Origin of the sequence: Pseudoalteromonas sp. Ps84H-4, from assembly GCF_024124645.1 — a bacterium.
Taxonomy (GTDB): domain Bacteria; phylum Pseudomonadota; class Gammaproteobacteria; order Enterobacterales; family Alteromonadaceae; genus Pseudoalteromonas; species Pseudoalteromonas lipolytica_C.
The window spans coordinates 73,736-86,259 of sequence record NZ_JAMXSK010000011.1 but is presented as its reverse complement, the minus strand read 5'-3'; the positions used below and the strand labels follow the sequence as shown (position 1 = coordinate 86,259).

The following is a 12,524-nucleotide window of genomic DNA, read 5'->3' as shown; positions in this document are numbered from 1 at the left end:
TATTTTAAACGCCGATTTTGTTGCATTGTCAACCGAATTTTTATTAGCGCTTATCGCTTAAGCTTTCCTATTATCAATAACATGATATTAACAGTAGCCGACGCTATTTAAATTAGGAGCGCTTAAGATGAGCAAAGCTAAGATCCGCATGGCAATGGTAGGCGGTGGCGATGGAGCCTTTATTGGCGCTATTCATCGAATTGCAGCGCGATTAGACGGAATGATAGAGCTTGTTGCAGGCGCATTCAGTTCAGACGCAAACAAATGTAAAGCAACCGGCGAACTACTTGGACTTGATAGCAGCCGCTGCTACGACAGTTACCAGACACTATTTACCGAAGAAGCAAAATTACCCGCTGATGAGCGTATCGACTTTGTGGCTATTGTCACGCCAAACCATTTGCATTTTCCTGTCGCGAAAATGGCGCTTGAGCACGGCTTTCATGTGTTATCAGATAAACCTGCAACACTCACTCTCGCAGAAGCAGAGCAATTACAAAGCATTATTGCAAAACAGCAAGTTTTATATGGACTGACCCACACTTATACCGGTTACCCAATGGTAAAAGAAGCCAAGCATCGCGTTAAAGCTGGTGAGCTTGGCACCATACGAAAAGTGATTGTTGAGTACACCCAAGGTTGGTTAGCGCACAGCGAAGACGAAGGTTCAAAACAAGCGAGCTGGCGTTTAGACACCAGTAAGTCTGGCATTAGTTGTTGTATGGGCGATATTGGCGTGCATGCTGCTAACTTAGCTGAGTATGTTTCTGATCTCGAAATCACCGAGCTTTGCGCCGATTTAAATCATGTGGTTGAAGGCCGAGCCCTTGATGATGATGGCACCGTGCTACTTAGATTCAATAATGGTTGTAAGGGCGTTTTACTGGCAAGCCAAATTTCTATTGGCGATGAAAACAATTTACGCCTGCGTGTTTATGGCGATAAAGCTAGTCTTGAATGGTCGCAACTTGAGCCTAATAGCTTATGGCTAAGAGGCCACAATCAAGCCGCTACGTTACTAAGAGCTGGCGTGGGTGAATTACACCCTGACACTCAAAATGCCCTACGCACCCCTGCCGGTCACCCAGAGGGCTACCTTGAAGCATTCGCCAATATTTACCGCAATTTTGCAGCGCAAATTCATGCATTTAAGCAAGGCGACAACGCGACAAATTCTGCATTTGATGTACCAGGCATTAAAGATGCCGTGCGCGGTATGGCGTTTATTGAGCACGTTGTAGCTTCTTCAAAACAAGACACTAAATGGCACAAATTACAGATTGGATAATAAAGAATGAATAAAATCAAAGGGCCAGCAATTTTTTTGGCGCAGTTTATTTCAGAGCAAGCCCCCTTCAATAACTTTAAAGGTTTATGTGAGTGGGCAAGCGGTTTAGGTTACAAAGCGATTCAAGTGCCAACCTCAACCCCAGACATTTTCGATTTAGAAAAAGCAGCTCAAAGCCAGCAATACTGCGATGAAGTCACTGGTATTGCCACAGAGTATGGACTTACAATTTCAGAGTTATCAACGCATTTGCAAGGTCAGCTAATTGCTGTACACCCTGCCTACGATGAAATGTTCGATAACTTTGCCGCAGAACATGTAAAAGGTAACCCTGCTTCGCGTACCAAATGGGCAACAGAACAACTAATGCTAGCTGCGAAAGCGAGTAACAACCTTGGCTTAACCACCCATGCGACTTTCTCGGGTTCTTTTTTATGGCATACCTTTTACCCGTGGCCACAGCGTCCACAAGGGCTTGTTGAACAAGGCTTTAGTGAACTTGCTAAGCGCTGGTTACCCATTTTAGATTGCTTTGACGAGTATGGCGTGGACGTGTGTTATGAATTGCATCCGGGTGAAGACCTACATGATGGTGTGACATTTGAGCGCTTTTTAGCAGCAACCAATAATCACCCACGCGTTAATATTCTTTATGATCCGAGCCATTTTGTATTGCAACAGCTCGACTATTTAGCGTTTATCGATATCTATCATTCACGCATTAAGGCGTTTCATGTCAAAGATGCCGAATTTATCGCAAATGGCCGCTCAGGTGTTTATGGCGGATTTCAGAACTGGCAAGACCGACCGGGGCGTTTTCGTTCTTTAGGTGATGGCCAAGTAGATTTTAAGCAAATCTTTAGCAAGTTAACTCAATATGGTTTTGATGGTTGGGCTGTACTTGAATGGGAATGTTGCTTAAAGCACCCAGAAGATGGGGCAAGAGAAGGCGCTGAGTTTATTAAAGCACACTTGATAAACCCAACAGACAAAGCCTTTGACGATTTTGCCAGTGGCGCAACAAACACTGAGCGTAATAATCGAATTTTAGGTTTATAAAACCGACAACAATTGAACACACAGGACACACAATATGGACAACAATAATTATAACCGCATAGTCTTTCGGCTTTGCTGTATAGCACTGATTGTGACCTCTATGACCTTTGCCATTCGTGCTGGTATTTTGGGTCAACTTGGCAGTGAGTTTGGCTTAACCGATACCGAACTAGGTTGGGTTAATGCCATGGCATTTTTAGGTTTTCCCGTTGCGACTATGGTCGGCGGTATTATTTATAATGCCATTGGCGCTAAGAAATTAGTGGCTTTAGCGTTTATTTGTCATTTACTTGGTCTTGTTTTAACTATCACTGCTGATGGTTTTTGGGGCTTACTGGTTTCTACCTTTTTGATTGGTTTTGCCAACGGGGCTGTTGAAGCGGGCTGTAATCCACTGATTGCAGAAATGTACCCTAAAAATACCACCACTATGCTAAACCGTTTTCATGTTTGGTTCCCTGGTGGCATTGTGATTGGCGCACTTGCGTCGAATTTTATGTCGGGAGCGGGTTTAAACTGGCAATGGCAAGTGGCTTTAATTTTAGTTCCTACGGTTATTTATGGCGCTATGCTGATCAAAGCGCAGTTTCCACGCTTTGATACACGTACTCACTCAACTAGCAGCAATATTCGCCACTTATTCACGCCGTTATACATCTTTTTAATTGCCTGCATGACATTCACCGCAACCACTGAGTTTGGCACACAGCAATGGATTGAGCGTATTTTAGGGTCTTCAGGCGCCTCTCCTATGGTGGTGTTAGCCTTGATCACCGGCTTAATGGCTGTTGGTCGCTTCTTTGCAGGCCCAATTGTACATAGGCTTAATCCTACCGGTGTGTTACTTGGCTCTGCCATTTGTGCAAGTTTGGGGATTTTTATGATGAGTCAGGCCGAGGGCAGCATGATTTATCTGGCAGCGATGCTGTTTGCACTTGGCGTTACCTATTTTTGGCCGACCATGCTTGGCTGCGTTGCTGAATATATTCCAAAGTCAGGGGCGCTGGGTATGTCGTTAATGGGCGGTGCAGGCATGTTTGCTATGAGCATCTGGAACCCTGTAATTGGTAGCTGGATAGATACCGCACGCTCATCGGCACAGGCAAGTGGCGCAAACGCTGAACAAATTGAAATTTTAGCCGGACAGGCTGTATTACAAAACCTACTGATCTTCCCAATTATTTTAATCGTCGCATTCATTGGGTTGCATCTAGTAATTAATAACAACAAACGCACCGAAAAATGTGCGTCTTAAGCAAGTAAATCGTCGAGGAACACCATGTTTAAATCTCTTAAAGCACTGACTTTAATGCTCACCGTTAGTAGCTGTGCACTCGCTAATGCGGCTGATAATCAGCTTACACAACAAGAAAAGCAAGCTGGCTGGCAGTTATTGTTTGACGGCAAAGATATGTCGCAGTGGCGTAACTTTAAAAGCGAATCTTTAAATCCTGCATGGGTCGTTGAAGATGGCGCTATGACATTAACCAAAGGTGGCGGTGATCTGCTTACTAAAAAGCAATACCAAAACTTTGAATTACAGATTGATTGGAAAATCTCTACCAAAGGCAATAGCGGTATTTTTGTATTGGCTGATGAAACCGGACAGATGATTTACTCTCATGCGCCTGAAATTCAAATTATTGATAACGAAGAGCATCCAGATACCGAAATTGACTCGCACTTAGCAGGTTCGATTTACGATTTATTTGCTGCGCCAGTTGCGGCTCACAAGCCAGCAAATAGCTGGAATCATGTGCGCATTAAAATGCAAGACAACCACTTGCAAGTTTGGCAAAACGGTATTAGCACCACCAGCATTGTGATTGGTAGTACAACATGGAATACCCTTGTTAAAGGCAGTAAGTTTGCAACTTGGAAAAACTTTGCAACGGCTGAGCAAGGTCATATTGGGCTTCAAGACCACGGTGACAAAGTGTGGTTTAAAAATATAAAAATCAAGGAGCTATAAGATGTCTGATTTTAAACATAAGGTATTAGTTGTTGGCTCTGGTGCTGGCGGTGCAATGGCCGCTTATACGCTAACTAAACTCGGTCACAAAGTGTTATTACTTGAAGCGGGCCGTAATTATGACCCGAAAACAGAAAGCCCAATGTTTCGTCGTAACAGCGAAGCCCCGCTTATGGGTGCAGGTAACAAAGACAAAAACTTTGGCTTTTATGATGCAACCGTTGATGGCGGCTGGCAAGTACCTGATGAGCCATACACCAGCGCCAAAGGTAGCGACTTTTATTGGTGGCGCGCACGTATGTTAGGTGGTCGAACAAACCACTGGGGCCGCTATTCATTACGCTTTAGTGAGCACGATTTTAAAGGTAAAAGCCGTGATGGTCACGGTGCCGACTGGCCATTTGAATACGCTGATTTAGCACCTTGGTACGATAAAACAGAAGAGCTTGTTGGCGTATGTGGCACTAATACAGGCCATGAAGATATGCCAGATTCATCACCGGGTATTTTACAGCCGCCACCAAAACCGCGTGTGCCTGAACTTCTAATTGCCGCTTCTGCAAAGAAAATGGGCATTCAAGCAGTGCCGATGCATCGCGCGGTATTAACTCGCCCGAAAGATGATCGCATGGCGTGTTTTTATGCAACACCTTGTGGCTCTGGTTGCTCAATTGGTGCTGCTTTCCAAACTACGACATCATTACTGCCAATGGCAAAAGCCACCGGAAACTTAAAAGTCATTACCGATGCTATGGTTAAGTCAGTTAAGGTTGATGAGCAAGGTAAAGTCACTGGCGTCACTTATGTTGATAAACACACAGTAACCGAACACGCTATTGATGCCGATGTGGTTATCTTAGCCGCCAGCGCCTGTGAATCAGCACGTATTTTATTAAACTCAAAGAATAAAAAGCACCCGAAAGGCCTTGCTAATTCAAGTGGCCAAGTAGGTCGAAATTTAATGGATTCGACGGGTGCATGGTTAGGTGCGCAAATTCCGGCACTTAAAGGTCGCCCGCGTTATAACGAAGATGGACATACCGCTAACCATTTATTTATTCCTTGGTGGGGTCATCAAGCACAAGCTAACAATGAATTAGATTTTCCACGTGGTTATCACTTTGAAATTGGCAGTGGCTTTGGTCAGCCGGGCTCGGGTGTGTCGGGTGATAAACAAGGTTATGGCCCTGCCCTTAAACAACAAATTCGTGATGCATATGGCTCTTACGTTGGCTTTGCCCTACGTGGCGAGATGCTACCGAACAAAGATACCTACATGGAAATTGACGAAAACGTTAAAGACAAATGGGGTATTCCGGTATCAAAGTTTCACTTTAAGTGGTCTGACAGAGAGTTAAAGCAAATCGAACATGGTTTAAAAACCGCGAAACAAATCCTAGAAAACATGGGTGCGACCGTTGGCGAACTCCCGCCTGCTGAAAAGGCAATTTCAAAAGGTGGCGAAATCATTCACGAAGTGGGCACCACACGAATGGGTAGCTCGAAGAAAGACTCAGTAACCAATCAATGGGGTCAAACATGGGATTGTAATAACCTATTTGTAATGGATGCGGGCGTATTTGCTTCTAACCCTCATAAAAACTGTACGCTCACCATCATGACACTGGCAATGCGTAATTCAACTTGGCTTGCTCAACAAATTGATAACGGGGTACTTTAATTATGCATCATCGTAACGAAAATGACTCATATAACTATGTTTCTAACATGAGCCGCCGTGAGTCTTTAAAATGGCTTGGTCTATTAGCTGCGGGCTCAGCGGTTGGTTTAACTGCAGGTTGCACAAAAGCACTTGAAGATGACGGTGCAGTCTCTGCAAAAGAGCATTGGCCTGATTTAGATATTAAGCCTGTGACCGCTAAAGGCTATGGTCAAGACCCTAATTTGGTGATGCCACCAGAATCACCTTGGCCACTAACCTTAACCGCAGACGAGCTTACGTTAGTAGCATTATTAGCTGATTACATTGTGCCACGCGAAGGCGCTATTCCTTCAGCCAGTGAGCTAGAAGTACCGGCGGTTATTAATGAGTGGGTGAGCGCGCCTTATGAAGGCCAACAACGCGATAGAATTAAAATTTTAAACTCACTAGCGTGGCTTAAAGATGAAGCGCAGCTTCGTTTTAAAAAGCAATTTGTTGCACTTAACGAAAAGCAACATCGTGCGATTTTAGACGATATTGCATTTTTAAACGAGCAAACACCTGCGCAATTTCAGCGTATTGGTAAAGCTTTTTTACGCTTTAAAGAATTAGTGCTGGCAGCTTTTTTCTGTACGCCAGAAGGCTGTAAAGACATAGGCTACTTAGGCAATGTTCCTATTGCTGGTGATTACCCAGGGCCTTCAGATGAAGCAAAAGCCCATTTAGATCAGGTTTTAGCTGAGCTTGGTCTAAGCGAGTACGCCTATACCGATTAACTTTCCCCCTTGTGTTGTTTAATAACACAATTTAATGCAGGGGGTCACTCCCCTGCTTTTTTAGGATTTAAGTATGTTTAAAACCCGCATTTTATTGCTCATTATTAGCCTTGTATTTAGTGGTCAATTATTCGCAAAACTGCCAGTGAGTGTGCAATTGTGGTCAGTCAAAGACACCTTAAAAAATGACTTTCATGGTACGCTTAAATCACTTGCCGAAATGGGATTTGACGGCGTTGAGTTTGCCGAAGATTTTGGCCCTTATTCTGATAACCCTGCGGCCTTAAAAGCAAAGCTCTCTGAATTAGGTTTAGTTGCCAGTAGTGCCCACATCGGCTTTGATGCTCTCACCGAAAGCACTATTGATAGCACCCTACTGTTTTACAAAACCCTTGGTGTTACAACACTCTATGTACCTTGGGATGAGCGAGCATGGCATCCTGAAGGGGTTAAGTCACTGGTTAAACAGCTCACTAAAGTTAGTGATTATGCAACTCGCTTTAATATGAAGATCGGTTTTCACAATCATAATAAAGAGTTTAATGCATTTAATAACGCAACATTTTGGGATTATATTGCCAGTAACACACCCAAGACCATGCCATTGCAGTTAGATATTGGCTGGGTCAATTACGCAGCTAAAGATCCAATTTACTTCATTAAACAGTACCCTAACCGCACACTTGCTACGCACATCAAAGTACGTACGATTGAAGGTAGCAACATGAGCCCGATTATCGGCGAAAACAACATTGATTGGCCTGCCATCATCGACACTTTAGAGTCGCACGGCAACACCAAGTGGTTAGTGCTGGAGCAAGAAGAATACCCAAGTGGACTAACACCGCTACAAAGCGTTGCGAAATCAAAACAAAATCTGGATAAGATTTTATTAAATAAGTAATTGATTTTGATCTCTAGTCTGAATTAATTGTTTGTTTAAAAGTAAGTGAATTTCATACTAAAAACCTAAGAAATCAATACTGACACTGTTTGTTTTTTATACTTATAAAATACGTTTTTTTATTCGTCTGTGTCGGTTAAATAGGCATGCAGCTATTCGTTGCATGCCATATTACTTACTATTCACTTTATTGTAAGCAATAACGAAGCATCCTTTATTTTTCAGTATAGTAAGTTTAATTGGTACTTATAATAAGCTGATATTAAGTTATCTATAAATAACATTATTCACTTTTTTTGCATTAACCTGCTCTGACCTTTGGTCAATTTCAAGTTGTTTCAAAGCGGCTATAAAACAGCCCTCACAACCACATAATATATTGATTAAAAATATATTATTCATCATTCCTAGTAAAAAACATAGATAAAAAAATAATAATAAAAGCTGAACACTTGTCCCTATTTTCATTTTTTTGGCAGATTGCTTTAAATTCTTGGAGAGGTAGCATTAAGCTATAAAAATCTCAAAGGATGAGTATGAAAGTTCTAAATCTTAAGAAAAGGTCAGAAAAAAAGGTTTATTCTTTTTTAGCCTTATTATTGTTTTTCACATTGATGTTGTTAAAGCTTTTTTCTCCACAGCATATTATTTATGAGCTAATCGCTGCGCTGTGCTTTTTTATCGCGCTGGTTTTGTTCTTTCTAGCAATTAACTGCAAACATGCTCTTACTGTTTGCCGACACGGTATTTATTATCATTCAATTTGGGGGCACCACTACATTGCAGCGCAAGAAATAAAACTGATTCAGCATTACTCAAAATGTGGTTTAAGTTGCATATTTATAATAGGTCCTAGGTTTATTATATTTGCTCCTTTTTATTGTTTAACATCAAAACAAATGCACAGATTAAAACGATACGATTACAACCTATTACAATGGCTGCAAGTAAGTAATAAACGCGACAAATTTTATGGCTCTAAGCTCTGAGTAATTGCTTAGAGCCAAATTTTTAGTTATCCCACTCTTTAAGGGTGTCTTTTACAAGCTCATAACGCCACGAGTTTAATAAGTCGGGTTTTGAACTGTCTTTACGCTCTTGTGCATCTAGCTTCCAATTCCAACTAATCAATTGATTGATTTGCTTTTTAGATGCAAGCACATCTTCTGGGATTCCATTTGCTTTAGCAGCTTTGGTAATTTTTTGTTTTATATCTTTAGCGGCTTTTTTGTATGCCGGAAAATCAATAAGTCGTTTAAGTTGTGCTGGTTGCTCTTCTGGCGCAACCGCTTTACCCAGTTCGATGCATTTTAAAATTTCAACACCAGAACGGTTTACTTCCATTGGCTCAACACCCGGAACGCGGCGAAGTGCATTAAGACTTACTGGTTTACGTTTAGCTATTTCAACCAAATTATGTTCTTTTAACACAAAGTTAAGAGCAAGATTTTTGCGCTCTGCCTTTTCACGGCGCCACTTAGCAAGTTCACGTAATACCGCTAAATCATGCGGTCGTAACTGCCAAGCATTTTTAATGTCTTTGTAAAGCTGCTCTGCAGGTGTTTGATAAGCACGTTTTTGCGCGACTAACTCGCTTTCGCTGATCACAATGTCAAAAAAGCCTGCTTCATCAATTTGTTTTTTAATAATTTCAAAGCATGGGAGTAAATGAAAGGTATCGGCAGCGGCATAATCTAGCTGTTTTTCTGTAAGCGGGCGCTGCAACCAATTAGTGCGCGATTCACTTTTATCAATTTCGATATCTAGTAACTCTTTGACCATATGCGCAAAGCCCATGCAGTTACCATGACCTAAAATTTGCAATGCAAATTGGGTATCAAATAGCGGTGTTGGTACAAAGCCAGCGTACTTTTGAAACACTTCAATATCTTCTGACGGTGAATGCAGTACTTTTAACACCTCTGGGTTTTTAAGTACTTGCCAAAAATCATAGAGCGATAACTCTGCCAGTGGGTCGATTAACGCTAAATGCTCACCATCATATACTTGAATAAGTGCAACTTCAGGGTACAGGGTGCGGCGGCGCATAAACTCAGTATCAATTGCTAATACTGGTTTTCCTATTATTTTTTCTACAAAATCATTTAACTGATTTTGCGTTTCGATCAGTTGGTATTGCACTTACACCCCTTTGTTTCACATAAAAAAGCCGGCTAATGCCGGCTTTTATTATTTCTCTTCGTCCTTTAAGGCTCTTCTAAGAATCTTACCAACGTTGGTTTTTGGTAATTCATCTCTAAACTCAACGAGTTTAGGCACCTTATAGTTCGTTAAATTATCACGACAATGCTTTATTATATCTTTTTCAGTTAAAGATTGATCTTTTTTCACGACAAAAACTTTAACTTGCTCGCCACTTACTTCATGCGGGACACCGATAGCAGCTACTTCAAGCACACCATCGTGCATTGCGACAACTTCTTCAATCTCATTAGGGAATACATTAAAGCCAGATACGATAATCATGTCTTTCTTACGATCAACAATGTAGAAGAAGCCTTCATCATCGTAAGTTGCAATATCACCGGTTGCAAACCAACCGTCTTTTAAGCATTCGGCTGTTGCATCTGGACGGTTATAGTAACCTTGCATAACTTGTGGGCCTTTAACCCAAAGCTCGCCTGGCTCACCTTTCGCTGCTTCTTCGCCGTTTTCAAGCATTAGTTTAATGTCAGTACTTGGTGCTGGTAAACCAATTGAGCCGTTATAACCATCAAGATCATATGGGCTTACAGTTACAAGTGGTGCGCACTCAGTTAAACCATAACCTTCCATTAATTTGGTTTTAGTTACAGCTTGCCATTTTTCAGCAACTGGACGCTGTACCGCCATACCACCGCCAAGTGACATTTTTAAGCTTGAGAAATCAAGTTCAGCAAAACCCGGGGTATTTAGTAAACCATTAAATAAGGTATTTACACCCGTTACCGCAGTAAATTTGTGTTGTGCTAACTCTTTTACAAAACCCGGCATATCGCGTGGGTTTGTAATAAGTACATTTAAACCACCATATTTCATAAATGTTAGGCAGTTAGCTGTTAAAGCAAAGATATGATAAAGCGGCAGTGCCGTGATAACGACTTCTTTGCCACGCTCAAGCACGTTATCTAAGCAGCCCGATACTTGCTCAAGGTTACCTACCATGTTGCCATGCGATAGCATTGCACCTTTAGATACACCCGTAGTACCACCAGTGTATTGTAAAAATGCTAGGTCGTTTAAATCAACATCAGGCTTTTTGTAGGTTGCTTCGTTCCCAGCAAGTGCATCTGCAAATTTAATTGCATTTGGCAATGAGTAGCTAGGCACCATTTTTTTAATGTGCTTAACCACAAAGTTAACGATGTGCTTTTTAAGACCACCCACCATGTCACCTACTTGGGTAACCACGATGTGCTTAACGTTGGTTTTTGGTAAAGCCTTTTCTAGAGTATCTGCAAAATTAGCAAGAATGAAAATTGCTGATGATTCAGAGTCATTTAGTTGATGCTCTAATTCACGCACCGTGTAAAGTGGGTTTACGTTTACCACTACACAGCCTGCACGAAGAACACCTAGAATAGTCACAGGCGTTTGCAGTAGGTTCGGCATCATAACCGCTACTTTATCGCCTTTTTTCAGACCAAGATCATTTTGAATGTACGACGCAACACGTTTTGTAGCACTGTCTAACTCACTATAGGTCAACACTTTACCCATGTTGGTAAAGGCTGGAAGGTCACTATAGTCAGCAAAACTTTTTTCAAACAAGTCGAGTAGCGAGTGATAATGCTCAGGGTCGATTGTTTCAGGCATACCTTCTGGGTAGCGTTTAAGCCAGATTTTTTCCACTCTTAGCTCCTGTTTATAATTATATTTTTTTAATAACCTTAATCTAACTAAGGCCGTTTCTCAATGGAGTAAATACTCTAATGGTGCAGATAATCCCACATTTGGTGCAATTATACAATTAACTTGCTTTATACTGCCCAATAAATGCATGAATGTGCTCTAAGGTTAATGCAGGACTTTGCATATGGCAATGGTGACCTCCAGGTATCTCATGAATTTTTAACTCCTTGTAATATTTACCATATGCCTCTAGGTTATCTTTCACAAAAGGATACCCCTTATCCCCTAAGATAAGCTGACATGGTGCGTTTATTTGTTTGATGGTTGCAATACATTGTGCCTCATCAAAGCGAAATCCTGAGTGATTTTTAAGCTTTGGATCGGTTGTTAAATACCACTTCCCTGCTTTTTCGTAACTATTGCGTGTCATTAATAGCTCAGCTTGTGGGTATTCAAGATCACCACTTGCAAGCCTTGCACTAATAATGTGCGCTATTGAGTCAAATGCACGTGGCCCTTTAGTGTTTACCCGCGCTCTATTTAAAATTGCTTTACGAAGTTGGCTGCTCACTTCATTACTGTTTGTTGTAACGCAGCCTATTCCTTCAATAAAATTTACCGTTGCTACCTTTTCAGGAAAACAGCTGGCAAAAACCCCAGCAACCATGGCCCCCATTGAGTGGCCAACTAAATGCACTTTCGTTACATCAAGTGACTCAATAAACTTATATACGTCATCAATATAGTCAATAAAGTAATAGTGGGCATCACTACTTCGCCACTCAGATAAACCATGGCCAGGAAAATCGAGACAATACCAACGCTGATTAAGCTGCACATTTTGTAACATAGGTATGTAACTATGTGCGTTATCAAGCCAACCATGTAAGGCAATCACAACTTCTTCGCCATGACCAAAGGTTAGGCCATGCATTGCCTGAGTGCCAGTTTGAAAAGAAAAAGGTTGCACAATTGCTCCTATTTATTAAGCGTTTCAACTTAAAGGCGTT

At 41.6% G+C, this 12,524-nt stretch carries 11 protein-coding genes; 8 read left to right on the top strand and 3 right to left on the bottom strand.

The window, feature by feature from the left end:
• Positions 1-127 precede the first annotated feature (127 nt).
• From NH454_RS11390 to NH454_RS11355, 8 genes are all read left to right on the top strand, one after another.
• Complete coding sequence (locus NH454_RS11390; protein WP_253039127.1) at positions 128-1,288, top strand: Gfo/Idh/MocA family oxidoreductase; 1,161 nt, start codon at positions 128-130, stop codon at positions 1,286-1,288.
• A 6-nt stretch (positions 1,289-1,294) separates the two neighbouring features.
• The gene (locus NH454_RS11385; protein WP_253039126.1) at positions 1,295-2,347 is read left to right on the top strand and encodes a sugar phosphate isomerase/epimerase family protein; all 1,053 of its coding nucleotides are present in this window, start codon (positions 1,295-1,297) and stop codon (positions 2,345-2,347) included.
• Positions 2,348-2,381: 34 nt separating this feature from the next.
• Positions 2,382-3,602: an MFS transporter gene (locus tag NH454_RS11380; RefSeq protein WP_253039125.1), complete on the top strand. Its 1,221-nt coding sequence runs from the start codon at positions 2,382-2,384 to the stop codon at positions 3,600-3,602.
• A gap of 24 nt (positions 3,603-3,626) precedes the next feature.
• Positions 3,627-4,319: a DUF1080 domain-containing protein gene (locus NH454_RS11375; RefSeq protein ID WP_054552038.1), complete on the top strand. Its 693-nt coding sequence runs from the start codon at positions 3,627-3,629 to the stop codon at positions 4,317-4,319.
• Position 4,320: 1 nt separating this feature from the next.
• Positions 4,321-6,000, top strand: a complete 1,680-nt coding sequence (locus NH454_RS11370) for a GMC family oxidoreductase (RefSeq protein ID WP_054552037.1) — start codon at positions 4,321-4,323, stop codon at positions 5,998-6,000.
• A gap of 2 nt (positions 6,001-6,002) precedes the next feature.
• A complete protein-coding gene (locus NH454_RS11365) occupies positions 6,003-6,758 on the top strand; it encodes a gluconate 2-dehydrogenase subunit 3 family protein (protein WP_253039124.1) in 756 nt (251 codons plus the stop codon).
• A 73-nt stretch (positions 6,759-6,831) separates the two neighbouring features.
• Positions 6,832-7,662 (top strand): sugar phosphate isomerase/epimerase, encoded by an 831-nt coding sequence (locus NH454_RS11360; RefSeq protein WP_253039123.1) that lies wholly within the window; start codon positions 6,832-6,834, stop codon positions 7,660-7,662.
• A 536-nt stretch (positions 7,663-8,198) separates the two neighbouring features.
• Positions 8,199-8,651: a hypothetical protein gene (locus tag NH454_RS11355; protein ID WP_138557683.1), complete on the top strand. Its 453-nt coding sequence runs from the start codon at positions 8,199-8,201 to the stop codon at positions 8,649-8,651.
• Between the two features lie 22 nt (positions 8,652-8,673).
• On the opposite strand, the gene rnd is transcribed toward NH454_RS11355, so the two are convergent.
• The 3 genes from rnd to NH454_RS11340 form a co-directional block, all read right to left on the bottom strand.
• Positions 8,674-9,804 (bottom strand): ribonuclease D, encoded by a 1,131-nt coding sequence (gene rnd / locus NH454_RS11350; protein ID WP_138557684.1) that lies wholly within the window; start codon positions 9,802-9,804, stop codon positions 8,674-8,676.
• Positions 9,805-9,852: 48 nt separating this feature from the next.
• Entirely contained in the window at positions 9,853-11,514 is a 1,662-nt protein-coding gene (gene fadD / locus NH454_RS11345; RefSeq protein WP_135926420.1) for a long-chain-fatty-acid--CoA ligase FadD, read from the bottom strand.
• A 118-nt stretch (positions 11,515-11,632) separates the two neighbouring features.
• Positions 11,633-12,484 carry an alpha/beta hydrolase gene (locus NH454_RS11340; protein WP_253039122.1) on the bottom strand — a complete coding sequence of 284 codons (852 nt, stop codon included), beginning with the start codon at positions 12,482-12,484 and terminating at the stop codon, positions 11,633-11,635.
• Positions 12,485-12,524: the final 40 nt, after the last annotated feature.

Excerpts from the sequence above, each read along its gene's own strand:
- NH454_RS11390 (WP_253039127.1), top strand. The coding sequence starts at position 128 with ATGAGCAAAGCTAAGATCCGCATGGCAATGGTAGGCGGTGGCGATGGA.
- NH454_RS11385 (WP_253039126.1), top strand. The coding sequence starts at position 1,295 with ATGAATAAAATCAAAGGGCCAGCAATTTTTTTGGCGCAGTTTATTTCA.
- NH454_RS11380 (WP_253039125.1), top strand. The coding sequence starts at position 2,382 with ATGGACAACAATAATTATAACCGCATAGTCTTTCGGCTTTGCTGTATA.
- NH454_RS11375 (WP_054552038.1), top strand. The coding sequence starts at position 3,627 with ATGTTTAAATCTCTTAAAGCACTGACTTTAATGCTCACCGTTAGTAGC.
- NH454_RS11370 (WP_054552037.1), top strand. The coding sequence starts at position 4,321 with ATGTCTGATTTTAAACATAAGGTATTAGTTGTTGGCTCTGGTGCTGGC.
- NH454_RS11365 (WP_253039124.1), top strand. The coding sequence starts at position 6,003 with ATGCATCATCGTAACGAAAATGACTCATATAACTATGTTTCTAACATG.
- NH454_RS11360 (WP_253039123.1), top strand. The coding sequence starts at position 6,832 with ATGTTTAAAACCCGCATTTTATTGCTCATTATTAGCCTTGTATTTAGT.
- NH454_RS11355 (WP_138557683.1), top strand. The coding sequence starts at position 8,199 with ATGAAAGTTCTAAATCTTAAGAAAAGGTCAGAAAAAAAGGTTTATTCT.